The organism is Stutzerimonas stutzeri (genome assembly GCF_024448985.1).
Classification (GTDB): domain Bacteria; phylum Pseudomonadota; class Gammaproteobacteria; order Pseudomonadales; family Pseudomonadaceae; genus Stutzerimonas; species Stutzerimonas stutzeri_AP.
In genome coordinates this window covers 405,489-429,898 of sequence record NZ_JAMOII010000002.1, presented here as the reverse complement: position 1 = coordinate 429,898, position 24,410 = coordinate 405,489, and the positions used below count along the sequence as shown (strand labels likewise).

The following is a 24,410-nucleotide window of genomic DNA, read 5'->3' as shown; positions in this document are numbered from 1 at the left end:
GCTCATGGAAATCCAACTCGATGCCGAAGATTGGCGGGGCTGGCATACCGACAACTTTCCCACCGGCAGCTGGCGGCGCCACGACGGTGAGCTACAAGCCATCGCCGGTGCGCCGCGGGTCGACCTGGTGTCGCGGCGGCGCTATCGCGATTTCGTCCTGCGTTTCGAATTTGCACTGCCGATCGCCGGAAATTCGGGCGTGCTCTACCGGGTCGAGGACGATGCCGAAGAGAGTTGGCACAGCGGCCCGGAGATGCAGCTGCTCGACGACGCCGGCCATCCCGACGGCCGCGAGCCCACCACGCGCAACGGCGCGCTGTACGGGTTGCTGGCAGCCAAGCAGGAAACGCCCATCGAGCAGGGGGAGTTCGTCAATGCGGCAGTGAGTGTTCGCGAGGGTCATGTCGAACACTGGCTGCGCGGCCGTTGCGTGCTCGGCTATCGGCTCGACGATCCAGGCCTGCACGCCCGCATCGCGCAGAGCAAGTTCGCCGCCTTTCCACGCTTCGCCCAGGCCACGGAGGGCTTCATCGTGCTGCAGCACCATGGCGAGGCCGCACGCTTTCGCCGCTTGTCGATCGAAACGCCGGGCTGAAAGCTCCGCTTGGACCCAGGCATGAAATTGAGCGAGAATGCGCGGCTTTCCAGGCAGCGGGAACGCTGGCGAAATGGATGCAGGATCGAAACGGGCTGGGCGCTCGCCATCGTGGCGTAGCGCCCAGTCGCCTTTCGGGACGGCGAATCGTCAGAAGTACCGGGCCGCCCACGCATGAGGTAGCGCGTTTGTGGAACAGCTGAAACAGAAGATCCGCGATGAAGGCATCGTACTGTCCGACCGAGTACTCAAGGTCGATGCCTTCCTGAACCATCAGATCGACCCCGTGCTGATGCAGCAGATCGGCCAGGAATTCGCCCGGCTGTTCCGCGACGAAGGCATCACCAAGATCGTCACCATCGAGGCCTCCGGCATCGCACCCGCGATCATGGCCGGCCTGGAACTAGGCGTACCGGTGATCTTCGCCCGTAAGCATCAGTCGCTGACCATGACCGACCATCTGCTGACCGCCTCGGTGTATTCCTTTACCAAGCAGGTCGAAAGCACCATCGCGATTTCCACCAACCATCTGTCGGCTGCCGACCGCGTGCTGATCATCGACGACTTCCTGGCCAACGGCAAAGCGGCCAAGGGCCTGGTGTCAATCATCCAGCAGGCCGGCGCGAGCATTGCCGGACTCGGTATCGTCATCGAGAAATCCTTCCAGGTCGGTCGTCAGGAACTGGAAGAAGCGGGCTTCCGCGTCGAATCGCTGGCCCGCGTCGCCGCGCTGGCGGACGGTCAGGTGGTATTCGTCGAGTAAGCGCCTGCGCTATTCGCTACGCCACAGCGTTACCAGTGCGCCCTGGGTCCCGGCGACCGGATCACTGACCGGCACGCCAACCCGCTCGGCGCGCGCACGCGCCTCATCATGGCTGCGCTCGTCCGGGCGCAGCAGATCGTACTGCTGCTCCACCGGGTAGCCGCCGACCACCTCGAAATCCTCGCTGGCGCTCAGCCGGCAGTGGCCGGTACCAGCAGGTAGTACCAACGCATCACCCGCACGCACCTCCACTTCCTGCCCATGCTCGCCGCCAAGCATCAGCCGCGCCGAACCACGCGAAACGCCGAGCACTTCATGGGCGGTGGAGTGAAAGTGGTGATAGTCGTATACGCTCGCGCGCCATTGCGCTGGCCACAGATGGCTGTTGAACAGGTTCTCGAACGCGCTGGCGTAGTCGTCATCGGCCAGCGGTAATTGCCGGTACACCAGCAGCGGATGCGGGCTGTTCGGCGTGCGGCCGTCACTGGAAAAATGCAGCTGCTCGGGTTGCGGGGCGGAACTGGGCATGGGCACCTCATCGTCATGCCGAGGGCAGGTATCACGCCGGCCCTCGGAACGGATTCGTAGATTCGACCGATGCTCCGCGGCTTTTCTCCCCGCCAGAAACGACAAAGCCGCCCGAAGGCGGCGATGTCTGTCCAGCAGAAGCTTAGAGGCCGGACATGTGCTGGATGGCGGCTTTCAGCTCGTCATCCGAACAATCGGCACAGGTACCTTTCGGCGGCATGGCGTTGATGCCGCTGATGGCGTGCTTGAGCAAGCCATCCAGGCCGCCGGCTGCATCGGCACGTGCAGTCCAGGCAGCCGAGTCGCCAGTCTTCGGTGCGTTGAGCAGACCGGAGCCGTGGCAGGCAGTGCAGAACTTGCCATATACGTCTTCGCCACTGCGAGCGGCGCCGCCAGCGGCAGCAGTTGCCGGACCGGCCGCTGCGCACTCTTCACCTTGAATACATACTTCGCCTACCGGCTTGAGTCGCTCGGCGATGTCGTCGTTGGTCGCAGCCTGAGCGCTCACTGCCCACAGGGCCACTACGGCAGTCTGTGCTACCAGGATCTTCTTAATCAGGTTCACCTTACACCCTCATGTGGCTAGACACGCCCGCGGCCACGGTTACGCGGGCGGCGGCTAGTATAGCGGCAAGCCATGCTTGCCGAAACAACCCATGTCGTGCAGGCCTGCCCAGCGACGCCGTGTCGCACCGCCAATGCCTTTCACGATGCCGTCGGGCAGGCTTAGAAATTCGCTGGCGTTGTCGCGCTGATCAGCTTGGCAGGCGTATCGAACGGGTTGCGGAAACGATGCGGTTTGCTGCTTTCGAAGTAGTAACTATCGCCGGTTTCGAGCAGATAGGTCTGCCCGCTCACCGTCAGTTCCAGGCGCCCCTCAACCAACATGCCGGCCTCTTCGCCCTGGTGCGCCAGCATGTCGGTACCGGTATCGGAGCCGGGCGGATAGGTTTCGGCGAGAAACGCGATGGCCCGCCCCGGATGCGCCTTGCCGACGAGCTTCATGCTCACCGCACCGTCGGAAATATCGATCAGCTCACCCGCCTTGTAGACCACCTGGGTGTCACCGTCCTGCTCGAAATCGGGGGAGAAGAACTCGACCAGCGACATGGGAATGCCGCTCAGCACCTTTTTCAGCGAGCTGATGGACGGGCTGACGCTGTTCTTTTCGATCATGGAAATCGTGCTGTTGGTAACGCCTGCACGTTTGGCGAGTTCGCGCTGGGACAAGCCCTTGAGTTTGCGGATGGTTTGCAGTCGAACGCCGACGTCCAATACGGGAGCCCTCAATCAAGCGCGAAATACAGTGCCGCTATGATGGCGAGGGCGTTCAGTATTTACAACACGTCAGGCCGAAATGAAGTGACTGACGGCAACGGACGGGATTCACTCCGGCAGCGCCGCAACGACCGACAGTTCGACGAGAATTTCCGGCTCGCACAGTTTGGCTTCGACGGTGGCCCGTGCTGGCGCGACGCCGTCGGGCAACCACTGATCCCAGATCGCATTCATGCCGGCGAAATCCGCCTCGATGTCCTTGAGGTAGATGGTCACCGACAGAATGTGCTGCTTGTCCGTGCCGGCCTGACGCAGCAGCCGCTCGACGTTATCGAGGGTTTCGCGCGTCTGCTGCTCGACACCGGCACTCATGTCTTCACCCACCTGACCGGCCAGATAGACGGTGTTGCCGTGAATGACGATCTGGCTCATGCGAGCGTCAGTGTGCAGGCGCTGTATGGGCATGCTTGTGCGGCTCCTTGGTCGTGCCGTAACGGGAAACATCCAGGCCATCGGTGCTGATCTGGGTGCGTTTATTCGCCAGCAGATCGGCCAGCAGGCGGCCAGACCCGCAGGCCATGGTCCAGCCCAGGGTGCCGTGGCCGGTATTGAGATACAGGTTGCGATAGGCGGTGGCACCGACAATCGGGGTGCCGTCGGGAGTCGCCGGGCGCAGTCCGGTCCAGAGTTCCGCGCCGCTCGGATCGCCACCCAGCGGAAACAGATCGCCGACGACCATTTCCAGGGTTTCGCGCCGGCGCGGATTGAGCGACAGGTCGTGACCGGCAATCTCAGCCATCCCACCCACACGGATGCGCTGATCGAAGCGAGTGATGGCGACCTTGTAGGTTTCATCCAGCACCGTGGATACCGGCGCCATGGCCGGGTCGCTGATCGGCACGGTAAGCGAGTAACCCTTGAGCGGATAAACCGGGGCGCGGATGCCCAGCGGCTTGAGCATCTGGGAGCTGTAGCTGCCCAGGGCCAGCACATAGCGATCGGCGGTTTCCAGCTTGCCGTCGATCCACACGCCATCGAGGCGATCACCAGAATATTCCAGGCGCTGAATGTCCTGGTTGAAGCGGAACTCCACACCCAGCTCACGTGCCATCTCGGCCAGCTTGGTGGTAAACAGCTGACAGTCGCCGGTCTGGTCGTTGGGCAGACGCAACGCGCCGCTGAGCTTGTCCGCCACCTTCGCCAGTGCCGGCTCGGCACGGGCGATGCCGGCGCGGTCGAGCAACTCGTAAGGCACGCCCGAGGCTTCCAGCACGGCGATGTCCTTGGCTGCGGCGTCCAGCTGCGCCTGGGTGCGGAACAGCTGAGTCGTGCCGCATTGCCGACCTTCGTAGTCGATACCGGTTTCGGCACGTAGCTCGTCGAGGCAATCACGGCTGTATTCGGACAGCCGCACCATTCGCTCCTTGTTCACCGCATAGCGCGCCGCCGTGCAGTTGCGCAGCATCTGTGCCATCCACAGGTATTGCTGGACGTTTCCGGTGAGCTTGATCGCCAGCGGCGCGTGCCGTTGCAACAGCCATTTGATGGCCTTGAGCGGCACGCCGGGCGCAGCCCAGGGCGAGGCGTAACCGGGCGACACCTGCCCGGCGTTGGCAAAGCTGGTTTCCATCGCCACGGCTGGTTGACGGTCGACGACCACCACTTCGAAGCCGGCACGAGCCAGATAAAAGGCACTGGTCGTGCCGATCACTCCGCCACCCATCACCAGAACACGCATCGCCGCCTCCCACCCGCTCGCTGACCGGGGTTTTTCAGTCACTGTTAGTGCGGAGTATAGAAAGCGCTGACTAGTGGTTTTCTCTATATAAACGGCTATCTTCGTGTTTTATTCACGTCGAAAACGCATTTCTTGGAGTCGATAAACCTATGCGAACCAAGCATCAGACCCGCCGTGAGCTGGACAAGATCGACCGCCAAATCCTTCGCCTGCTTCAGGCAGAGGGCCGTATGCCGTTTACAGAACTGGGCGAACGCATCGGCCTGTCCACCACGCCCTGCACCGAGCGGGTGCGCCGGCTGGAGCGCGAAGGCATCATCATGGGCTACACCGCGCGGCTGAACCCGCAGCACCTCAAGGGCGGGCTGCTGGTGTTCGTCGAGATCAGCCTGGCTTACAAATCCGGCGATATCTTTGAAGAGTTCCGCCGTGCTGTGCTGAAGCTGCCGCACGTCTTGGAGTGCCATCTGGTGTCAGGCGACTTCGATTACCTGATCAAGGCGCGCATTTCAGAGATGGCCTCGTACCGTAAATTGCTCGGCGACATCCTGCTCAAGCTGCCGCATGTGCGCGAATCCAAGAGCTACATCGTCATGGAAGAAGTAAAGGAGTCGCTCGAATTGCCAGTGCCGGAATAGCTGGAAGCTGGAAGCTGGAAGCTGGAAGCTGGAAGCTGGAAGCCAAGTGAATGTGGCTTTTTCTTCAAGCTTCAAGCTTCAAGCTGCTTTTTTGCTCCCCAACCCGCCCCCGGTCTACCCTTGAAGCAAGCCATCCACTCAAGGTTCGTTCATGCACACCCGCCAAGCGGCCATTCACAGCGAAAATCACGCAGCCTCCTATTACGCAGCCAGCGTCAACCAACCGCTCGCTCTGTCACCCCTGGAAGGTGAACAGACTGCTGACGTCTGCATCGTAGGCGGCGGTTTCAGTGGCCTCAATACAGCCATCGAACTGGCCGAGCGCGGCCTGTCAGTGGTGTTGCTGGAGGCCCACCGTATCGGCTGGGGCGCCAGCGGACGCAACGGTGGCCAACTGATTCGCGGCGTTGGGCACGACGTCGAGCAGTTCCAGCCGATCATCGGCGCTGAAGGTGTCGACGCGCTCAAGCGCATGGGCTTCGAGGCGGTCGATATCGTCCGCCAGCGTATCGAGCGCCACGCCATCGACTGCGATCTGACCTGGGGTTATTGCGATCTGGCGACCAAACCGCGACATGTCGACGGCTTCGACGCCGATTACGCCGACCTCATGCGCCTGGGCTATCCGCATCCGCTGCGCCGCATGGCGAAAGATGACATGCGCGAGGTGATTGGTTCCGATCAGTACGTTGGCGGCCTGGTGGATATGGGCTCTGGACACCTGCATCCGCTCAATCTGGCGCTGGGAGAAGCCGCCGCGGCGCAGTCGCTGGGCGTACGCCTGTTCGAACAGTCGACGGTCACGCGTATCGATTACGGCAAGGAGGTGCGCGTGCATACCGCGCACGGCAGCGTCCGCGCCGGACAACTGGTGCTCGCCTGCAATGCTTACCTTCGCGGATTGAATCCGGACCTGGCGGGCAAAGTACTGCCAGCCGGCAGCTACATCATCGCCACCGAGCCTTTGCCCGAGGCGCTTGCCCATGAACTGTTACCGCAGAACATGGCGGTCTGCGATCAGCGCGTGGCGCTGGATTATTTTCGCCTCTCGGCCGATCGGCGCCTGCTGTTCGGCGGTGCCTGCCACTATTCCGGTCGTGACCCGAAAGACATCGCCGCCTACATGCAGCCGAAGATGCTCAAGGTGTTTCCGCAATTGCACGGCACCGGTATCGACTTTCAGTGGGGCGGGATGATCGGCATCGGCGCCAATCGTTTGCCGCAGATCGGTCGCCTGCCCGATCAACCCAACGTGTACTACGCCCAGGCCTATGCCGGCCACGGGCTGAACGCCACCCACCTTGCCGGGCGACTACTGGCCGAAGCCATCAGCGGCCAGGTCCAAGGCCGCTTCGATCTGTTCGCCCGCGTACCGCATCCGACCTTTCCCGGCGGCCAGCGGCTGCGCTCGCAGCTGCTGGCATTGGGCATGCTCTGGTACAGGCTCAAGGACCAGTTCTGAATTTCGCCGTTGCGCTGGCGTCCAATTGTCATGGAACCCTAACGACGAAAAAGGTGCTTCTTGCGCAAACATCTGGTGTTCGTGGCGATGCTGTTGCTGGCAGGCTGCGCCGGACAGCTGGTTACCGCACCCACGAGCCACGCCCTGCCGAGCCAGGATACGGAACTGGCCCGACGAATCGAAGCGTTGACCGTCGACCAGCCGTCCGGACATTCGGGCTTTCGCCTGCTGTCTTCGAGCGCCGAAGCCTTCGCCGCTCGAGTCAGAATGATCCGTGCGGCCGAAACGAGCCTGGACGTGCAGTACTACATCGTCCACGACGGCCTCAGCACCCGTGCATTGATCGACGAAGTGCTCAAGGCTGCCGATCGCGGCGTCAGGGTCCGGTTGCTGCTCGATGACACAACCAGCGACGGCAGCGACTATCAAATCGCAACCCTGGCAGCCCACCCGAACATTCTCATCCGCGTTTTCAATCCCCTGCATGTCGGGCGCAGCAACATCGTTACCCGCACTGTGGGTCGCCTGCTGCATCTTTCACTGCAGCATCGGCGCATGCATAACAAGCTGATGCTGGCCGACAACAGCCTGGCCATCGTCGGCGGGCGTAATCTTGGCGACGAATATTTCGATGCTGAAAAAGGCCTGAACTTCACTGACATCGATCTGCTTGGCGCTGGGCCGGTGGCCCGGCAGCTGGCGACCAGCTTCGATCAGTACTGGAACCATGGTCTCAGCGTCCCCATCCAGCATTTCCTGCGCAGTCCGCCTAGCGCCGCGGCGCTGGACGAAGCGCGCCAGGAGATCGTCGAGTACCTGCAAGCGGAGCGCCAGCGCACCCCGCAGCGCTACCAGCGGCTGATGGCAGATCTGGGCGGGCCGCCTCTGGCACAGTGGCTGCAGGGGATGATCTGGGCGCCCGGCGAAGCCATGTGGGACCACCCGGACAAGATCACCGCCGACGGCATTCCCGACGCGCACCTGCTGCTGACCACCCAGCTGCAGCCGAGCATGGACGCCGTCACCCGCGAAATGACGCTGATTTCCGCCTATTTCGTCCCCACCCAGGACGGCGTGGACTACCTCGCGCGCCACGCCGAAAACGGCGTGGCCATCCGCATTCTCACCAACTCGCTGGAGGCGACCGATGTCCCGATCGTGCATGGCGGTTACGCACCCTACCGTCGCGAGTTGCTCGAAGCTGGCGTGCGTTTGTTCGAGCTGCGTCGGCAGCCTGATCAGGAAGCGTCCTATAACCTGAGCGGCGAGTCGGAATCCAGCCTGCACAGCAAGGCCGCGGTATTCGACCGACAGGAAGTGTTTCTCGGCTCGTTTAACTTCGACCCGCGCTCGGTTCTCTGGAACACCGAAGTCGGCATCCTGATCGAAAGCACCGAACTGGCCGGGGAAGTACAACGGCTTACACTTGAAGGCACCTCGCCGGCGGTGAGCTACGAGGTCCGGCTGGTCGAGCTCGACGGCGAAAAACAGCTGGTTTGGATCGCTGAAGACGAGGGCCGGCGCAAGGTGCTCCTGGATGAGCCCGGTGGCGCCTGGCGGCGTTTCAACGCCTGGTTCAGTCAGTGGATCGGGCTGGAACGGATGCTCTGACCGACCTTAGCGGGGCATATAGGTTGCAAGGTATTTCCGCCAATCTAACCCGCGAACCCGCCGCCTCGCTTGCTTTCGCTTCTCGCCATGGTACCAAGGTGCCATCGGGCAGCTAGGCTGCCGCACCGATGCCGGATACGGCACTGCTTCTATAAAAATAAAAAGGAGCGCGACATGCATCATCGTAAATGGATATTGATGGTGATTGTGCTGGCGAGCTGGTTCCCAGCGCTGCTCAATTCCGCCCAGGCTCAAACCTTCACCGCTCTGGAAAGCATGCAGATCCATGCCAACCGTGCAGTTAGCAGTCTTCTGCTCTACCGCGGCGAAGGCTTTCAAAAAGCCCATCTGGCAAGGATGGAAGGCGACCTCAAGGCGCTAACCGACACACTGAACAGCTTCCCAGCCGCCAGTACCGAGCTGCGCGAGCTGCACCAGACCTTGCAGGCCACACTCCGCGAAGGGGCTGGCTTCGGTTACGAAGAAGACGACATGCCCTGGGGTTGGCCGCTGCAGATGAGCAAGGCGCTACGCGACTTCCTCAGCGAGGTACGCAGCCAGCAGGGCGCCGATTTCCGCGCCGAACTGCCAGCCAAGGTGGAATACCTGACCGTTCAATACCTGAGCCGCGCCTATGTGGGCTCCTTCGAAACGGCTCGCGAACAACCGGACACTTACCTTGGGCAAGACGAGCGACATCTGGTGCCCTCCATCGATGAGCAACTCGCCGCCCTGGACAGCCAATCGAATCCGGCCATCGCCAAGCTGAAGACTCGCTGGGATTTCCTCAAGGTGGCGCTCGAAGACATGAACAGCGGTAACAACAGCTTCAATACCGCGTCGGGTCGGCCTTTCGCGCCGATCATGGTGGACCGCCATGCCCGTGGTCTCAGCGATCAGTGGATGGCGCTCGTTCCCTAACAGCGCGCCAGGTCAGGCATCGATCGGACGCTGACGCAGCCGTACCGGCCCGACTCGCGCCTCGATGGCCTGGCGCAACGGCTCGCGCAAGCCGAGGATGAACCCCAGTTCAGCCGCGACGAACAGCGGCCCGATGATCAGTCCGGTGAGATCGTCGACGAACGCGGGCTTGCGTCCTTCGTAGTAATGCCCGACGAACTGGATGATCCAGCCCACCACGAACAATCCAACCCCCGCGCTCAGCCAGATGGCGGTCGTCTGCTGCGCCAGCTGCGCACCGACCCAGACGCAGAACAGCAACACCGCCCCCATGAGTGCACCGAAGCGCAAGTCTAGCCGCAGATAGAACAGCACCGAGGCCAAGGCAACCAGCGCAACCGGACTCAACCATAGTCCTGAAACATCCATACCGGGACGCGAAAGCAACACCGCGACGGCCAGCACGATCATCGGAATGCCGATGAAATGGCTGAGCAGGTTGCGCGGGTCGCGGTGGTAGGCAGCGTACTGTGCCAAGTGGTCGGTCAAGGTTTTCATAGAGCGAGCTCCAGATGTTGTCCGGCAAGCTTAGCCAGCTTGTCGACATGCGGGGGCGGCAACCCGTGGTGGACGAGTGCCAAAGGTCAAGGCGCTTGTGCCAACACGCCGTTGCCCGTTAAGGCTCGGGGCGATAGCCCAACCGCAGACCACCCCAATGACGATCGCCCACCATGATCGGCACCGAAAGGTCATGCATCAGCTCGCCAGTGTCGCGGCTATACGTCTGCAACAGCACCTTGCGTTGATGACTGCCACAGCGACCGCCAGTGCGGTCATTGAACAGCCGCTTACTGCGACTCTTGACCTTGTCGACCTCGGGATCGCCGATCGGGGGCTGGCTGAAGGCGCGGTTGTGAGTCGGCACGTAGCCGTCCGGCGTAGTGGCGATGGCATAGATCAGCGCATCGTCACGCTCGAGCAACGGCTCCTGAATCGCCGGCAGGACTTCATCGGCATAGCGATCGAAACGGGTGCTGTAGCGGATCGGATTGGTCCCCGGCTGCGCTTTGTAATTGCGATCGAAAAGATCATCGACCGTTAGTCGCCCAGCTTGCAGATCCGCCTCGAAACGCGCACCGATAGCCGCCGCGCCTTCTCGTGCCAGATCGAAGATGCCCTGGTGGTAGTCGTCGAGCTGCACTTCGGCGAGCTGCTCGCTGACGGTTTCCGCCTGGCCGACAAGCTTCTCCGCGGACTGCTCCAGCTGACGGGTTTGAGTCTCGCTCTCCAGCACGTCACCACGCAGCTGGTCCAGCGCCACGAAAAGCTGCGCGAGTCGCTCGTGATTAGTGGCGGTACCGGAAGCAATTTCCGCCACCTGGGTTTCGACATTGCCAGCCAGATCGGCAATACCGGTGAGCTGGGCGCCGGTGCCTGCAATCTGCTCGGCGGCTTCGTCGAGTTCGCTAGCCTGTTTCTGGATATGGTTGACCACCGCCCCGCTCTGCTCGCGGATATCACTCACCATCCGTCCGACCGCTTCGGTGGCGCTGCTGGTGCGCCCGGCGAGGTTGCGCACCTCATCGGCGACCACCGCGAAGCCGCGACCGGCCTCCCCGGCACGCGCGGCCTCGATCGCCGCGTTGAGCGCAAGCAGGTTAGTCTGGCTGGCAATGGATTGGATCACATCGGTGATCTGGCGTATCTCTTCGGTGCGCGCTGAAAGTCCGTCGAGCAGTTCGCGACTGGCTTCGGTCTGTGCGCTGAGCCGCTGCATGCGTTCGATCGCATGCTGCAGTTCGGCTCGCCCGTTGTCGCTGCTGCGCCGCACCGCTTCGGCGGCCTCCAGCGAGTGACGCGCGCGGGTAGCGCTGTCCTGCTCGGTCGCGGTCATCGCCTCGGCGCCTTTGGCAATCTCGCTGATTGCCGCCAGCTGCGATTGCAGGCGTGCCGCAAGTTGCTCGGCACTGAATGACACTTGAGCCGCCGACAGGGCGTTGTGGCAAGTGTGCCGCGAAAGGCTTTTGCTCAGCGCAGCAGAGCTCTGGGCATTGGCCTCGCTCGAACCAGGCGGATCCGTTTGGACGCGCCACGGACCTAACCAGGGCCATAGGCTGAGCAGCAATATCGAAAGGGCTGTTAGGTAGAACGGCAGTTCCATCCACTGAAGGAAGGACAAAAGCGCCAGCAGCGAGACCGCGTGCAACAGGCAGACATTGGGGTGTAGGCGGAAGGCAGGGCGCATCGATGGCCTCTTGTTTTCATCCGGTAACGAGCGAGTTGTACCCCTCTTGGCCACCAATGAACATAGCCCCTTGGTAGCAACTGGCCTTTATTAAGCGGCATGGACGCGACTACACCTCATACCGCTCGGCATTCGGGTCTACCGGGTTAGCGGCAGCACGCTGCCAACCTTAAGCCGCGCTCTCTCGAGGGCCGATTGAACGCTCCGGGTGTGAATTCAGCGCGGCGCATCCGGCGCGGTTAGCGGCAGACCGAGCTGCACCCGCCGCCGCAGCCAAGGGCTCGGGCGATAACGCGGCTCGTGGCCATAGCAGGTTTGCATGCCTTCCAGAATCGTGAGGATTCGTGCGGGGTTGTAGTGTTCGGCAAACCCCAGCGGCCCCTTTGGATAGCCGAGCGCGACAGTTACGGCGCGATCGAGCGTATCCGGCGAAGCGATGCCCTTCTGGGCGATTTCGCAGCCAAGATTGACGATGCTGGCAATGATGCGCTGGCTGACGAAGCCCGGCGAGTCGTTGATCACCTCCACCGGCACGCCGTCCGCACCGAGCGCCTGTCGCGCCTGCGCTTCCAGCGCCGGATCCAGCGCAGGCTGGCGCATCAGCACGCGGCGCTTGTCGAGGTCGCTGAACGGGTCCAGCGCGATGGTACGCACCGCTGGTAGCGCCAGCCGCTCGATATAGTTGCTGGCGTCCTCGCCCAACGGCGTGATCAGGCAGATCGCCTGGCTCGACGGATCGATGCCGTCTTCAAGTACGGCACCCGCCTGTTGCAGGATCGCGCCGACCTGACTGCGCAGCTCGGGCTCGATGCTGTCGAGCCAGAACGGCCGGTCGAGGGTCACCGGCTCGAAACGGGGCTCCGGCGAGCGGATCTGCTGACCCTCTTCGTAGCGATAGAACCCTTGCCCCGTCTTGCGCCCAAGCAACCCAGCCGCCACTCGCTGCGCAGCAAGGTAGGACGGCGTATAGCGCGGGTCGTAATAGAACTGGTCGTGTACCGACTCCATCACCGCATGGGAAATGTCCAGCCCCGTCAGGTCGAACAGCTCGAACGGGCCCATGCGGAAACCGGGACCGTCGCGCAGAATACGGTCGATCTGCTCCGGCGTGGCAATGCCTTCGCTAAGGATGCGCTGCGCCTCGGTGCCGTATGCGCGGCCGGCATGATTGACCAGAAAGCCCGGAGTATCCGGGGTGATCGCCGGGAAGTGACCAGCCTGCTCGGCCAGTTGCACCAGCCGCTCGATAACCGCAGGGTCGGTGCGCTCGCCGCGAACCACTTCGACCAGCTTCATCAAGGTCACCGGATTGAAGAAGTGGTAGCCGGCGACCCGCTCGGGACGCGCGCAGGCACTGGCAATGCGGGTTACCGAAAGCGATGAGGTATTGGTCGCGAGCACGGCATCGGCGGCAACCAGGCCTTCCAACTCGACGAATAGGCTCTGCTTGGCTTCGAGATTTTCGACGATGGCTTCAATCAGCAAATCGCAGCCGGACAGTTCGGCCAGCTGATGAGCCGGCTGCATGCGTTCCAGAATCGTGGGCAATTCATTGGCACTTAAGCGGCCCTTGGCTACGCTGCGCTCGAGCAGTTCACGGTTGAATTGCAGCGCCTGCTCGATGGCTTCGGGACGACTGTCATACAGCCAGACCTGCTGACCGGCGCTGGCGAATAACTGCGCGATGCCGCGCCCCATGGCGCCAGCGCCGATGATGCCGATACGGGAAAACATGCGAACCTCCTCGATGAAGATAGCGTTGCGACTGTTCGGACCCACCCTTAAAATTCCGCAGTGCGGAATAACATTCCGCCTTGATTGACCCTGAGCCTAAAGACTGCCAGTCTCCTTAGCAAGCCATCCGCGACCGAAACGCCATGTCCACTTCTTTATATTCACCTACGCAATTGCAGCAGGTTCAGGCCTCCGTTACCGGCTTCTTCCAGGACATCGGTTGCCAACTGCTGGCTTACGGTCCGGAGCACGCCGTCCTCGCGCTGGATCTGCTGCCCCGCCACCTGAACAATGCTAGCAACATGCACGGCGGCGTCATGGCAACCCTGATGGATGTCGCCATGGGCTTGTGCGGCACTTGGGAGCCGGACCCGGCGGAGCGCCGAGTCGCACTGACGCTGTCCATGAACATCAATTTCAGCGCGCCAGCCGCCACGGGCAGCCGGGTCAGAGCGATTGCTCGCTGCCGTTCCAGCGGGCACAAGGTGTTCATGGCCAGTTGCGATCTGCTGGATGACCAGGATCGGTTGATCGCGTTCGGCGAAGGGGTATTCAAGCGTGGCGCCCTGCGTCGTGAGCTGCCCGTCTAATGAGCGTGTTGCTGCCTCTGGCGCTGCTCTTCGAATTATTGGCGCTGATCACCCGATTGCAACCGCTGAGCGTCGCCAGCGGCGCCTTGTTGGCGGTGTTCTTCGCCTGGCACTGGCGTTCGCTGATGCCCTACCCGCGACGGCTGGCAATGGTCACCCTGGCGTTGCTCGGTTACTGGTTGCTGTCCGGCGGGGCGAATTGGCAACAGGCTGCGCGCATGTTGTCATCGGCGGCGTATTACGCAGCCTTCATCGGTGCGTTGGGGCTGATGCATTGTCTGGTCAAGCGGCTTCATCAGCTCAGCGACCTGCATCGCCTGTTGCTGGCGGGACCACGCGCGTGGCTCTATCCCGGTTACCTGGTGAGCACCTTCGCGATCAGCTCGGTGCTCAGCTTCGGCATGCTCAATCTGATTTGCGGCTCGCTGGAGAGCCATCTAAAACGGCGCCCTTACAGCGACGCACAGCGCCACGAGGGCCGGCGCGGAGTAATGGTCACCGCGCTGCGCGGCTTCGCGCTGGTTCCTTTATTAGCGCCGACCAGTGTCGCCGTCGCCATCCTGACTCGCGAACTGCCGGGACTGAGCTGGAGCGCACTGCTGCCGTTCGGGCTCATCGGCGGCGTGCTCCTGTTGCTGTTCGGCTGGCCGACCGAAAACCGCCGTCTACAACAGTTGGCCGACCAACCTGTGGTCGATCCCTCGACGCAACCCGGCGGCAGCTTGCGCGGCCTGTTCATCGGTAGTCTGATCGGCATCACGCTGATTGCCATACTAGCGGCGTCGACCTGGCTTTCCGCCACCCAGGCCGCGATGCTGCTGGTGCCGCTCGCGGTGATCGTCATTCTGCTCTGGCAAGGAACAGCGCCGGGCCAGGTGCTCCGCGAGGTCAGCGATACCCTGCTCGGCATGCGCAACGAGACCTTCATTTTCGCCAGCTCTGCACTGCTCGCGGGGCTGGTGGCGGCGATCTTGCCGGTGCATCACCTGGCCGATCACCTCGGCAATACCCCACTTGCGCTGTTCGTGCTGGGCGCGGTGGGCACCCTGGCGATCATGGCGCTGGCGCTGCTTGGCGTCGCCCCGCTCATTTCGCTGAACCTGTGCGCGGCGCTGCTGGCGCAGCTGGCAAGCCAGGGCCTTGCGGTGCTGCAGCCAGCAGTAGCGCTGCTATTCGGTTTCTCCCTGGCGATGCTGCTGTCGCCTTACGGGCCCTCTGCATTGTTACTGGCGCGCCACGCCCAGCTGTCGCCCTGGCGCATCGCCGTGGGCTGGAACGGACGCTTCGTGCTCAGCGTGCTCATCCCGTTGCTGCTGGTACCGCTGCTAGCATGAGCCACTGCCGCTCACATCCAGCCGTACTCAGCCATCGACAATGGCTCGCCATCCCCAACGATGAAATGATCAAGCACCCGCACATCGATCAGCGCCAGCGCATCGCTGAGTTTGCGGGTCAGTTGCCGATCGGCCTGACTCGGCTCGGCGACGCCGGAGGGATGGTTATGGGTCAGGATCACCGCCGCCGCGTTCTGCGCTAGCGCGCGTTTGACAACCTGCCGCGGATAAACGCTGGCACCGTCAATGGTGCCGTGAAACAGCACTTCGAATGCCAGCACGCGATGCTTGGCGTCGAGAAAAAGACAAGCGAACAGCTCGTGCGGCTCATGCCGCAACCGCGCCTTGAGGTAATCGCGTACCGCCTGCGGGCTTTCCAAGGCCGAATCGCGACGCATGCGCTCAGCCAGGTGCCGGCGCGACATCTCCAGCACCGCCTGCAATTGGGCGAACTTCGCCGGCCCCAATCCCAGATGATCGCTGAACGACTCAAGCTCGCTTTCCAGCAGCGCGCGCAGGCTGCCGAACTCTCTGAGCAGATGCCGGGCCAAATCCACGGCGCTCTTGCCGGCCACGCCGGTGCGCAAAAAGATCGCCAGAAGCTCCGCGTCGGAAAGAGCCGCCGCGCCGTGTTCCAGCAGTTTTTCCCGCGGGCGTTCCGCCGCAGGCCAGTCCCGAATGCTCATGTCACCTCCATGTTGAGCGCGCGCCGCACTAGGGTCTGTTGCCGTTCGCGGCTCGCAGCGAAACGGGAACAGACCCTTTGGGGCGCTGTGCTATCTTAGCGGCCTTTTATCCACGGCAACCGGCTCCCCGCCGGAACCAGTTCTCACCCGTAACAAGGCAGGCCTATGCAGCGGCTTTATCGTAAACGCATCGTCCTGGGCGTCGGCGGCGGCATCGCCGCCTACAAGAGTGCCGAGCTGGTTCGCCGGCTTCGCGACCAGGGCGCCGAAGTACGTGTTGTGATGACCAGCGGCGGTCGAGAATTCATCACGCCGCTGACCCTTCAGGCCCTTTCCGGGCATCCGGTTCATCTGGACCTGCTCGATCCGGCCGCCGAAGCCGCCATGGGACATATCGAGCTGGCGCGCTGGGCCGATCTGGTCTTGATCGCCCCCGCCACGGCGGACCTCATGGCACGTCTGGCCCAGGGCGTCGCCAACGACCTGCTGACCACACTGGTGCTGGCCACCCACGCGCCGGTCGCGCTGGCGCCAGCGATGAACCAGGCGATGTGGGCCGATCCCGCAACCCAGGCGAACCACGTTCTACTGCAGCAACGAGGCATTCGCATGTTCGGCCCCGCAGCGGGCAGTCAGGCCTGTGGCGACGTCGGAATGGGGCGGATGATGGAGCCCGATGATCTGGCCCATGCCGCCGCCGACTGCTTCGAGCGCAGCCTGCTGACCGGTCTTCATCTGTTGATCACTGCCGGGCCGACTCAGGAAAACATCGACCCAGTGCGTTACATCACCAATCACAGCTCCGGCAAGATGGGCTTCGCCCTGGCTGAGGCTGCCGCTGAAGCGGGGGCGCGCGTGACGCTGGTCGCCGGTCCCGTCTTCCTGCCGACTCCCGACCGCGTGCAGCGCATCGATGTGGTCAGTGCCCGCGACATGCTCGCGGCATGCGAGGCGGCAATGCCTTGCGACCTGTTCATCGCCGCCGCGGCCGTTGCGGACTATCGTCCAGAAGTAGTCGCGCCGCACAAATTGAAGAAGGACCCCACCAAAGGTGACGGCCTGCTTCTGCAGATGGTCCGCAACCCGGATATCCTCGCCACGCTGGCCAGCCGCGAAGACCGTCCCTTCAGCGTCGGCTTCGCCGCCGAAACGGAGAATCTGCTGGAATACGCCACGCGCAAGCTGCGCGACAAGAATCTTGACCTGATCGTAGCCAATGATGTGGCCAACCCCAGCATCGGCTTCAACAGTGAAGAAAACGCCGTCACGGTCATTGATCGCCAGCAGCACGAAACCCGTTTCAGCCAGGCCAGCAAAGGGCACATCGCCCGCCAGCTGATCGCCTTCATCGCCGACCGTTTCCATAAGGCCTGACCGACATGCACAAACTCCAAGCGAAAGTTCTCGACCCGCGCCTTGGCCGGGACTTCCCCCTCCCTGAATACGCCACCAGCGGCTCCGCCGGGCTTGATCTGCGCGCCATGCTGCAAGTGGACACCACACTCGAACCAGGTCAGACCCTGCTGATTCCTACCGGCTTGTCGATCCATATCGCCGATCCGAATCTCGCGGCGCTGGTGTTGCCGCGCTCGGGGCTGGGTCACAAGCACGGCATCGTACTCGGCAACCTGGTCGGGCTGATCGATTCCGACTACCAGGGCGAATTGATGGTGTCTTGCTGGAACCGCGGGCAGACATCTTTCAGCATCGCCGTTGGCGAACGCATCGCGCAATTGATGCTGGTGCCGGTCATCCAGGCGCAGTTCGAACTGGTGAACGAATTCTGTGACAGTGACCGCGGCACCGGTGGTTTCGGACACTCTGGCAGCCATTGAGCCAGCCGCTTTCGGGACGATCAGAGGAGCTCCATGAAACGCTTCAAGCGCACAGCCAAGGACACCGGCGTACTCAACCCCGCCGACACTGCCCCCGCTCAGCCGCGCCGTAACGCAGGGCTGAAGATGCTCATGCCCGGTCTGCTGCCGGGTTTGCTGGGGCTTGCGGCAGCCAGTGCGCTGCTCTGGGTCGCCTATCAGACCAGTCAGCGAGAACACGCATCCGAACTGGCCCAGGCCTGGGGTCAGAGCCAGGCCTCGGCAGTGGAACAAGCCCTGCGCCAATTGGCTGATGACGTTCGCTCAACCGCCAGCGATCCCCAACTGCTCGACGCGCTGCGTAGCGAACAGCCCGACCAGCTACGCACCACCGAGCGCGAGTTGAGCTATCGCGACGGGGTGGTCGATGCGCATTTGAGCCTTCGCGGCCAAGCCCGCCAGAACGCGGAGCGTCCCGGCCCGCTGAATTTCGCTGCCTTGGACTTGTTACAGCGCGCCGAGAATGGCCAGCCGCCGATGCCCGAGGCGTTCAAGGTAGACAACCGCTGGCTGCTATATAGCGCCGTAGCTTTGCGCCCGGACCCTCAAGGGCCTGTGCAGGGCACGTTATTGCTGGTGACGACGTTGGAGCGCCTGCTTTCCACCCTGCCAAAACTGCCCGGTGAGGCTGGCCAGTTTCGTCTGGTCCAGCAATTCAGCAGTGCGCCAGCTCAGCTTCTCGCGCAACGAGGCGGCAACGGCGTGGAAAGCGAAGCGATCGCCCTGCCTTCCGCCAATCCCAACTGGAAGCTCAGCTTCCTGCCCGGCGCCGGGTCCAGCACCGCGTCAATATCTCCCCTCCTGTTGCTTGCCTCTGTGCTGGCGGCACTGTGCGGCCTCCTGCTGGGCTTGCAACTGGTACTGAGCACTCAGCAGCGGCGGCTTCGCGAAGATGTCATGCATTTGGGACAGATGGTCCAGGAACTCTCCACTGGCAAGGCCATCAAAACACCGACTTTGAGCCTGCCGGCGCTCGACGCGCTGGCCAAAAGTCTGGCCCGTCTGCCGCTGCGAACTGCCGGTACGGCGCCGACCAAAGCCACGGCCGTACCACAGCCGGCGGCCCGGCAAGCCCCATCCAACGAGTACGTCGATCCGTTGTTCCAAGACACCGATATTCTCGACATAGACATTCTCGACGAGGACCAGGACTGGCTTGGCCTCGACACCAAGGAGCGAGAAACCGCAATGAGCGCCCCGAAAGCCCCGCAACTGCCCGCGAGCATCTTCCGCGCCTACGATATCCGTGGCGTAGTCGGCGATACCCTAACCAACGAAACCGCCTATTGGGTCGGTCGCGCGGTTGGCTCCGAGAGCCTGGCTCAGGGCGAACCCGATGTATCGGTCGGCCGCGATGGCCGCCTATCCGGCCCGGAGCTGGTCCAGCACCTGATTCAGGGTCTGGTGGACAGCGGTTGCAGCGTCAGCGACGTCGGCATGGTGCCGACTCCGGTGCTCTACTACGCGGCCAACGTACTGGCCGGCAAATCGGGCGTGATGTTGACCGGCAGTCACAACCCGCCGGACTACAACGGCTTCAAGATCGTCATCGCTGGCGACACCCTGGCTAATGAGCAGATCCAGGCGCTGCGCCAGCGCATCGAGACTGGCAATCTCGCAGAAGGCGTCGGCCAGGTTGAGCAGGTCGACGTGCTGGAAAGCTATTTCAAGCGCATCCGCGACGACATCGCACTGGCCAAGCCACTCAGGGTCGTGGTCGATTGCGGCAACGGCGTCGCCGGCGTAATCGCCCCGCAGCTGATCGAAGCACTTGGTTGCAAAGTAATCCCGCTGTTCTGTGACGTCGACGGCAACTTCCCCAACCATCATCCGGACCCGGGCAAGCTGGAAAATCTCGAAGACCTGATCGCCAAGGTCAAGTCGGAAAACGCTGACCTGGGCCTGGCCTTCGATGGCGACGGCGACCGCGTCGGCGTGGTAACCAACGCAGGTACCGTGGTCTACCCCGACCGCCTGCTGATGCTGTTCGCCAAGGATGTGGTCTCGCGTAATCCCGGCGCCGACATCATCTTCGACGTCAAATGTACGCGGCGCCTGACGCCATTGATCAGCGGTTACGGCGGTCGTCCGGTGATGTGGAAGACCGGCCACTCGCTGATCAAGAAAAAGATGAAGGAAACCGGTGCGCTACTGGCCGGCGAAATGAGCGGCCATGTGTTCTTCAAGGAGCGCTGGTACGGCTTCGACGACGGCATCTACAGCGCCGTGCGTCTGCTGGAAATCCTCAGCCAGGAAAAGCGCACTGCCGAGCAAGTATTCGCCGCTTTCCCCAACGACATTTCTACCCCGGAGATCAACATCAAGGTCACCGAGGAAAGCAAGTTCACCATCATCGAAGCGCTGCATCGCGATGCCCATTGGGGCGAAGCCAACATCACCACGCTCGATGGCGTGCGCGTCGATTATCCGAAAGGCTGGGGCCTGGTGCGCGCATCCAACACAACTCCGGTGCTGGTGCTGCGTTTCGAGGCCGAAACCGAGGAAGAACTCAAGCGCATACAGGAAGTCTTCCGTGCACAGCTTTATACTGTCGCGCCTGATCTCACCCTGCCGTTCTGATTTGCGGAGCCCTGCATGACCCTCAGCCGTGAAGCTGCCACCCAATTCGCCCAGGTCCTGTCCGAAGCGCTGCCCTATATCCGCCGATTCGTCGGCAAGACGCTGGTGATCAAGTACGGCGGCAACGCGATGGAAAGCGAGGAGCTGAAAACCGGCTTCGCCCGCGACATCGTGTTGATGAAGGCGGTGGGCATCAATCCGGTGGTGGTCCACGGCGGCGGCCCGCAGATCGGCGATCTGCTCAAGCGTCTGAATATCGAAAGCCAGTTCATCGACGGCATGCGGGTCACCGACAGCCAGACCATGGACGTAGTAGAGATGGTGCTTGGCGGCCTAGTCAACAAAAGCATCGTCACGCTGATCAACCAGCACGGCGGCAGCGCCATCGGCCTGACCGGTAAGGATGCACGCCTGATCAGCGCGAAGAAGCTCAAGGCGACCCGGCAGACTCCCGGCATGAGCCAGCCGGAAATCATCGACATCGGCCAGGTCGGCGAAGTCACCGGCGTCAATGTCGGGGTACTGGACATGCTGGTACGAGGCGACTTCATTCCGGTCATCGCGCCGATCGGCGTCGGCCCCGACGGTGAGTCGTACAACATCAACGCCGATCTGGTCGCGGGCAAGGTCGCCGAAGCGCTCAAAGCCGAGAAGTTGATGCTACTGACCAATATCGCTGGCCTGATGGACAAGCAGGGCAAGGTCCTCACTGGATTGACCACCGCGCAAGTCGACGAGCTGATCGCTGACGGCACCATTTATGGCGGCATGCTGCCGAAAATCCGTTGTGCACTGGACGCCGTCCAGGATGGCGTCCAGAGCGCCCACATCATCGACGGTCGCGTCCCCAATGCGGTGCTGCTGGAGATCTTCACCGACATCGGTGTCGGCACGCTGATCACCAATCGCAAGTAATATCGCGGCTATACCGCGCCAACAAAAACCCAGCGCTTCATGAAATGCTGGGTTTTTTATGCATCGCTATTCAGATTGGCCGAGTAACTCGGCGACTCGTTGACGCTCCTGAGCGAAGCTGACTTCCGCGTGTTTGCGGGCCCCCTGGTAACGCGCGATATCGCGGCGCAGGCTGGCCTGCTCCCTGCTGAGGTTGTCGATCTGCTTGAGTAGCGGCTTAGGCACCTCACGACCGGCACGCTCATGCCCGGCCGCCTGGCTCTGCAGGTTGGCCTGCTGGGTACGAAGCGACTGCAGATTGCCACGCGTGATGCCGATGACGCTGTCGAGCTCCGATAATTTTCGCGCTTGTGCTCGCTCGACATCCTTGACGCTGGCATACAGACGCAGCAGCTGCGCATCCGAGCTGGCGCGGGCCTGGGCCTCGAGCAGGCGCTGGCGCTCTTCGGGGGTTGGCGCAGGGGGTACCACCCGAGTTACACGCCCCTGATCGTTGAGGACCTCATATCCCTTGCCGATATGCTGAGGCGGGACACCGTGACGGTCGAGCACCACTACGCCCTTGTCGTCGACATAGCGATACAGGTCGGCCTGAGCAGCGGCAGCTCCCAGCAAGCCCAACAGCAACATCAACCTGCACCCTATTTGCATACTTCCGCCTCTTCTTATTGACGCGCTCGGCGCAGCCACTCGAAACGCCCTTCTATGTTCGGACAACGCCAGCTTATACAAACCGGCCAGACCGAGCAGCAATAAGCACACCAACAAGCATCCAGGCGTACAGCTACAGCACCGCAGCGATCCCGCGGTGCCATATCAACGACGCTAAGCGAAATTTCTTTTGAAGCGCGACACAAAACGACCGTTATTCGTCAGTTGCTGACACAAAACAGAACATTGGACTCAGGCCTAACGTCCCAACAACAGACTACGCGACGATTCAACTGGCTGCTTGCTCGAACAAGCCGCACTCAGATCCCGTACTGGTCCCGGTAAGCCTCTACTGCAGGCAAATGCCGCTTGAGTTCTTCATCCTGAGCCAGGAAGTCCAGCACCTGAGCGAGGGAAACGATGCTCACCACCGGCATATCGTAATCACGCTCCACTTCCTGAATGGCCGATAATTCGCCCTGCCCACGCTCCTGCCGGTTGAGTGCGATCAGCACGCCAGCCGCCTGCGCGCCTTGCGCACGGATAATCTGCATGACTTCGCGAATTGCCGTTCCGGCAGTAATCACATCATCTACGATCAGCACCCGGCCGTTGAGCGGCGATCCCACTAAAGTGCCGCCCTCGCCATGATCTTTGGCTTCCTTGCGGTTGAAGCACCAGGGCAGGTCGCGTTGATGATGCTCAGCCAGCGAAATAGCCGTTGCTGCCGCCAGCGGGATGCCCTTGTACGCCGGGCCGAAGATGACGTCGAAATCGATGCCGCTTTCGACAACCGCCGCCGCGTAGAAACGACCCAATTGAGCCAGCGCCGATCCGGTATTGAACAAGCCGGCGTTGAAGAAATAAGGACTGGTACGCCCGGATTTCAGAGTGAATTCACCGAAGCGCAGAACACCGCGTCCGATGGCGAAGCGAATGAAGTCGCGCTGGTACGCCTGCATGAAGAATATTCCCGGAAGACACTGGTTTAGCTAATGCAAAGAGCTTGGGTTATCATACACGCACGTGTTTTTAGGGGCCATTTATGCGGATTATCAGCGTCAACGTGAATGGCATTCAAGCGGCGGCACAGCGGGGTCTTCTCAGCTGGCTGCAAGCGCAGAATGCCGATGTCATCTGCCTGCAGGATACCCGCGCCTCCGTAGTAGAACTTGACGATCCGGCCTACCAGCTCGACGGTTACTTTCTTTATACCGTCGACGCGGAAATTCCAGAACAGGGCGGCGTCGCGCTGTATTCCCGACTGCAGCCGAAGGCCGTGATCATGGGACTCGGCTTCGAAACCGCTGACCGCTATGGCCGTTATCTACAGGCCGACTTCGATAAGGTCAGCATTGCCAGTCTATTGCTACCAACCGGCCGCAGCGGTGACGAAGATCTGAACCAGAAATTCAAGTTCATGGACGACTTCGCCCATTATCTGGACAAACAACGTCGCAAGCGACGCGAATACATCTACTGCGGATCGTTGTATGTCGCCCATCAGAAGCTGGACGTGAAAAACTGGCGCGATTGTCAGCAGGCCACCGGCTTCCTCGCGCCGGAGCGTGCCTGGCTCGACGAGATATTCGGCAACATGGGCTACGTCGATGCGCTGCGTGAAGCCAGCCGAGAAGGCGACCTGTACAGCTGGTGGCCGGACACCGAACAAGCGCAGATGCTCAACCTGGGCTGGCGCTTCGATTACCAGATACTGACCTCGGGCATGCGCCGCTTCGTGCGCAACGCCCGCCTGCCCCGTCAGCCACGTTTCTCCCAGCACGCCCCGCTGGTAGTGGATTACGACTGGACGCTGAGCCTCTAAGCTGCCAGCGAGTCAGCATGGAAGCTGACGCAGTGACGCCTCTCAACTTCCCGTATCTATAAGCTCAAGCTTGAAGCCTGCCGCTACCTGACGATCCGCCAGCAAAACGGGTAGCGATAAGGCTTGCCCTCGTTGGCACGAATGCCGGCTATTACCACCAGTACCAGCGCCACCGCACTGATCAGCGCCATGAGCGGGAAGCCGATCAGAATCCAGGCGAGCACGCCGCAGATCATTAGCAAAATGCTGAAGGTGATCTGGAAGTTCAGAGCCTCCTTGCCCTGCTCGTCGACGAAGGGATCCAGGTCTTTTTTCAGCTGCCAAACGATCAGCGGGCCCAGCACGTTGCCGATCATCGGCACCAGAAACCAGAAAAACGCCGAGTAATGACAGAACATTGCCCATTGCCGTGCTTTCGGCGAGGGCTGTGGAATCAGCTCTTGATCAGACATGGCGCTCTCCT

Annotated in this window: 25 protein-coding genes; 13 read left to right on the top strand and 12 right to left on the bottom strand. The window is 62.0% G+C overall.

Features of this window, described 5'->3' with window-relative positions:
• Positions 1-4: 4 nt before the first annotated feature.
• The gene (locus NA647_RS04815; protein ID WP_256056645.1) at positions 5-595 is read left to right on the top strand and encodes a 3-keto-disaccharide hydrolase; all 591 of its coding nucleotides are present in this window, start codon (positions 5-7) and stop codon (positions 593-595) included.
• Between the two features lie 190 nt (positions 596-785).
• Positions 786-1,358 (top strand): xanthine phosphoribosyltransferase, encoded by a 573-nt coding sequence (gene xpt / locus NA647_RS04810; protein ID WP_131651465.1) that lies wholly within the window; start codon positions 786-788, stop codon positions 1,356-1,358.
• Positions 1,359-1,367: 9 nt separating this feature from the next.
• Here xpt and NA647_RS04805 read toward each other — a convergent pair whose 3' ends face one another.
• The 5 genes from NA647_RS04805 to dadA all read right to left on the bottom strand — a co-directional run bounded on the left by NA647_RS04805 (position 1,368) and on the right by dadA (position 4,902).
• A complete protein-coding gene (locus NA647_RS04805) occupies positions 1,368-1,886 on the bottom strand; it encodes a cupin domain-containing protein (RefSeq protein WP_256056644.1) in 519 nt (172 codons plus the stop codon).
• A gap of 142 nt (positions 1,887-2,028) precedes the next feature.
• On the bottom strand, positions 2,029-2,451 hold the full coding sequence (locus tag NA647_RS04800) for a c-type cytochrome (protein ID WP_256047730.1): 423 nt from the start codon (positions 2,449-2,451) through the stop codon (positions 2,029-2,031).
• Positions 2,452-2,612: 161 nt separating this feature from the next.
• On the bottom strand, positions 2,613-3,161 hold the full coding sequence (locus NA647_RS04795) for a cupin domain-containing protein (RefSeq protein ID WP_256047729.1): 549 nt from the start codon (positions 3,159-3,161) through the stop codon (positions 2,613-2,615).
• A 111-nt stretch (positions 3,162-3,272) separates the two neighbouring features.
• Entirely contained in the window at positions 3,273-3,629 is a 357-nt protein-coding gene (locus tag NA647_RS04790) for a RidA family protein (protein WP_256047728.1), read from the bottom strand.
• Positions 3,604-4,902, bottom strand: coding sequence for a D-amino acid dehydrogenase (gene dadA / locus NA647_RS04785; protein ID WP_256056642.1), 1,299 nt, complete (start codon positions 4,900-4,902; stop codon positions 3,604-3,606). Before dadA ends, NA647_RS04790 begins: the two co-directional genes overlap by 26 nt.
• 149 nt (positions 4,903-5,051) lie before the next feature.
• On the opposite strand from dadA, the gene NA647_RS04780 reads away from it, so the two are divergent.
• The 4 genes from NA647_RS04780 (at position 5,052) to NA647_RS04765 (ending at position 9,534) form a co-directional block, all read left to right on the top strand.
• On the top strand, positions 5,052-5,540 hold the full coding sequence (locus tag NA647_RS04780) for an Lrp/AsnC ligand binding domain-containing protein (protein WP_045431082.1): 489 nt from the start codon (positions 5,052-5,054) through the stop codon (positions 5,538-5,540).
• 151 nt (positions 5,541-5,691) lie between these two features.
• A complete protein-coding gene (locus tag NA647_RS04775) occupies positions 5,692-7,002 on the top strand; it encodes an NAD(P)/FAD-dependent oxidoreductase (RefSeq protein ID WP_256056641.1) in 1,311 nt (436 codons plus the stop codon).
• 60 nt (positions 7,003-7,062) lie between these two features.
• Positions 7,063-8,613, top strand: coding sequence for a phospholipase D family protein (locus NA647_RS04770; RefSeq protein WP_256056640.1), 1,551 nt, complete (start codon positions 7,063-7,065; stop codon positions 8,611-8,613).
• 174 nt (positions 8,614-8,787) lie between these two features.
• Positions 8,788-9,534 (top strand): hypothetical protein, encoded by a 747-nt coding sequence (locus tag NA647_RS04765; RefSeq protein WP_256056639.1) that lies wholly within the window; start codon positions 8,788-8,790, stop codon positions 9,532-9,534.
• Between the two features lie 12 nt (positions 9,535-9,546).
• Here NA647_RS04765 and NA647_RS04760 read toward each other — a convergent pair whose 3' ends face one another.
• From NA647_RS04760 to NA647_RS04750, 3 genes are all read right to left on the bottom strand, one after another.
• On the bottom strand, positions 9,547-10,071 hold the full coding sequence (locus NA647_RS04760) for a DUF962 domain-containing protein (RefSeq protein WP_256056638.1): 525 nt from the start codon (positions 10,069-10,071) through the stop codon (positions 9,547-9,549).
• 118 nt (positions 10,072-10,189) lie between these two features.
• On the bottom strand, positions 10,190-11,758 hold the full coding sequence (locus tag NA647_RS04755; protein WP_256056637.1) for a methyl-accepting chemotaxis protein: 1,569 nt from the start codon (positions 11,756-11,758) through the stop codon (positions 10,190-10,192).
• Between the two features lie 216 nt (positions 11,759-11,974).
• Positions 11,975-13,492 carry a 3-hydroxyacyl-CoA dehydrogenase gene (locus tag NA647_RS04750; RefSeq protein ID WP_256056636.1) on the bottom strand — a complete coding sequence of 506 codons (1,518 nt, stop codon included), beginning with the start codon at positions 13,490-13,492 and terminating at the stop codon, positions 11,975-11,977.
• Positions 13,493-13,635: 143 nt separating this feature from the next.
• Here NA647_RS04750 and NA647_RS04745 point away from each other — a divergent pair, with 143 nt between their 5' ends.
• Entirely contained in the window at positions 13,636-14,082 is a 447-nt protein-coding gene (locus NA647_RS04745) for a PaaI family thioesterase (protein WP_256056635.1), read from the top strand.
• Positions 14,082-15,416: a hypothetical protein gene (locus tag NA647_RS04740; protein ID WP_256056634.1), complete on the top strand. Its 1,335-nt coding sequence runs from the start codon at positions 14,082-14,084 to the stop codon at positions 15,414-15,416. The genes NA647_RS04745 and NA647_RS04740 overlap by 1 nt, the downstream gene beginning before the upstream one ends.
• 11 nt (positions 15,417-15,427) lie before the next feature.
• Here NA647_RS04740 and radC read toward each other — a convergent pair whose 3' ends face one another.
• Complete coding sequence (gene radC, locus NA647_RS04735; RefSeq protein WP_256056633.1) at positions 15,428-16,102, bottom strand: RadC family protein; 675 nt, start codon at positions 16,100-16,102, stop codon at positions 15,428-15,430.
• Between the two features lie 165 nt (positions 16,103-16,267).
• On the opposite strand from radC, the gene coaBC reads away from it, so the two are divergent.
• The 4 genes from coaBC to argB all read left to right on the top strand — a co-directional run bounded on the left by coaBC (position 16,268) and on the right by argB (position 21,471).
• A complete protein-coding gene (coaBC, locus tag NA647_RS04730; RefSeq protein ID WP_256047718.1) occupies positions 16,268-17,476 on the top strand; it encodes a bifunctional phosphopantothenoylcysteine decarboxylase/phosphopantothenate--cysteine ligase CoaBC in 1,209 nt (402 codons plus the stop codon).
• A gap of 5 nt (positions 17,477-17,481) precedes the next feature.
• The gene (gene dut / locus NA647_RS04725) at positions 17,482-17,937 is read left to right on the top strand and encodes a dUTP diphosphatase (RefSeq protein WP_256047717.1); all 456 of its coding nucleotides are present in this window, start codon (positions 17,482-17,484) and stop codon (positions 17,935-17,937) included.
• A gap of 1,227 nt (positions 17,938-19,164) precedes the next feature.
• Positions 19,165-20,556, top strand: coding sequence for a phosphomannomutase/phosphoglucomutase (algC, locus tag NA647_RS04720; RefSeq protein WP_256056783.1), 1,392 nt, complete (start codon positions 19,165-19,167; stop codon positions 20,554-20,556).
• Between the two features lie 15 nt (positions 20,557-20,571).
• On the top strand, positions 20,572-21,471 hold the full coding sequence (argB, locus tag NA647_RS04715; protein ID WP_256047716.1) for an acetylglutamate kinase: 900 nt from the start codon (positions 20,572-20,574) through the stop codon (positions 21,469-21,471).
• A 66-nt stretch (positions 21,472-21,537) separates the two neighbouring features.
• On the opposite strand, the gene NA647_RS04710 is transcribed toward argB, so the two are convergent.
• The gene (locus NA647_RS04710) at positions 21,538-22,101 is read right to left on the bottom strand and encodes a DUF4124 domain-containing protein (protein ID WP_256056632.1); all 564 of its coding nucleotides are present in this window, start codon (positions 22,099-22,101) and stop codon (positions 21,538-21,540) included.
• Between the two features lie 341 nt (positions 22,102-22,442).
• Positions 22,443-23,084: an orotate phosphoribosyltransferase gene (pyrE, locus tag NA647_RS04705; protein WP_256056631.1), complete on the bottom strand. Its 642-nt coding sequence runs from the start codon at positions 23,082-23,084 to the stop codon at positions 22,443-22,445.
• 83 nt (positions 23,085-23,167) lie between these two features.
• Here pyrE and NA647_RS04700 point away from each other — a divergent pair, with 83 nt between their 5' ends.
• Positions 23,168-23,947: an exodeoxyribonuclease III gene (locus tag NA647_RS04700; protein ID WP_256056630.1), complete on the top strand. Its 780-nt coding sequence runs from the start codon at positions 23,168-23,170 to the stop codon at positions 23,945-23,947.
• Between the two features lie 83 nt (positions 23,948-24,030).
• On the opposite strand, the gene NA647_RS04695 is transcribed toward NA647_RS04700, so the two are convergent.
• On the bottom strand, positions 24,031-24,399 hold the full coding sequence (locus tag NA647_RS04695; RefSeq protein WP_256056629.1) for a DUF4870 domain-containing protein: 369 nt from the start codon (positions 24,397-24,399) through the stop codon (positions 24,031-24,033).
• Positions 24,400-24,410: the final 11 nt, after the last annotated feature.

Bases quoted from the DNA above. Each gene is read 5' to 3' on its own strand.
- NA647_RS04815 (WP_256056645.1), top strand. From the start codon at position 5: ATGGAAATCCAACTCGATGCCGAAGATTGGCGGGGCTGGCATACCGAC.
- NA647_RS04805 (WP_256056644.1), bottom strand. From the start codon at position 1,886: ATGCCCAGTTCCGCCCCGCAACCCGAGCAGCTGCATTTTTCCAGTGAC.
- NA647_RS04790 (WP_256047728.1), bottom strand. From the start codon at position 3,629: ATGCCCATACAGCGCCTGCACACTGACGCTCGCATGAGCCAGATCGTC.
- dadA (WP_256056642.1), bottom strand. From the start codon at position 4,902: ATGCGTGTTCTGGTGATGGGTGGCGGAGTGATCGGCACGACCAGTGCC.
- NA647_RS04780 (WP_045431082.1), top strand. From the start codon at position 5,052: ATGCGAACCAAGCATCAGACCCGCCGTGAGCTGGACAAGATCGACCGC.
- NA647_RS04775 (WP_256056641.1), top strand. From the start codon at position 5,692: ATGCACACCCGCCAAGCGGCCATTCACAGCGAAAATCACGCAGCCTCC.
- NA647_RS04765 (WP_256056639.1), top strand. From the start codon at position 8,788: ATGCATCATCGTAAATGGATATTGATGGTGATTGTGCTGGCGAGCTGG.
- NA647_RS04760 (WP_256056638.1), bottom strand. From the start codon at position 10,071: ATGAAAACCTTGACCGACCACTTGGCACAGTACGCTGCCTACCACCGC.
- NA647_RS04755 (WP_256056637.1), bottom strand. From the start codon at position 11,758: ATGCGCCCTGCCTTCCGCCTACACCCCAATGTCTGCCTGTTGCACGCG.
- NA647_RS04750 (WP_256056636.1), bottom strand. From the start codon at position 13,492: ATGTTTTCCCGTATCGGCATCATCGGCGCTGGCGCCATGGGGCGCGGC.
- NA647_RS04745 (WP_256056635.1), top strand. From the start codon at position 13,636: ATGTCCACTTCTTTATATTCACCTACGCAATTGCAGCAGGTTCAGGCC.
- NA647_RS04740 (WP_256056634.1), top strand. From the start codon at position 14,082: ATGAGCGTGTTGCTGCCTCTGGCGCTGCTCTTCGAATTATTGGCGCTG.
- radC (WP_256056633.1), bottom strand. From the start codon at position 16,102: ATGAGCATTCGGGACTGGCCTGCGGCGGAACGCCCGCGGGAAAAACTG.
- coaBC (WP_256047718.1), top strand. From the start codon at position 16,268: ATGCAGCGGCTTTATCGTAAACGCATCGTCCTGGGCGTCGGCGGCGGC.
- dut (WP_256047717.1), top strand. From the start codon at position 17,482: ATGCACAAACTCCAAGCGAAAGTTCTCGACCCGCGCCTTGGCCGGGAC.
- algC (WP_256056783.1), top strand. From the start codon at position 19,165: ATGAGCGCCCCGAAAGCCCCGCAACTGCCCGCGAGCATCTTCCGCGCC.
- argB (WP_256047716.1), top strand. From the start codon at position 20,572: ATGACCCTCAGCCGTGAAGCTGCCACCCAATTCGCCCAGGTCCTGTCC.
- NA647_RS04710 (WP_256056632.1), bottom strand. From the start codon at position 22,101: ATGTTGCTGTTGGGCTTGCTGGGAGCTGCCGCTGCTCAGGCCGACCTG.
- pyrE (WP_256056631.1), bottom strand. From the start codon at position 23,084: ATGCAGGCGTACCAGCGCGACTTCATTCGCTTCGCCATCGGACGCGGT.
- NA647_RS04700 (WP_256056630.1), top strand. From the start codon at position 23,168: ATGCGGATTATCAGCGTCAACGTGAATGGCATTCAAGCGGCGGCACAG.
- NA647_RS04695 (WP_256056629.1), bottom strand. From the start codon at position 24,399: ATGTCTGATCAAGAGCTGATTCCACAGCCCTCGCCGAAAGCACGGCAA.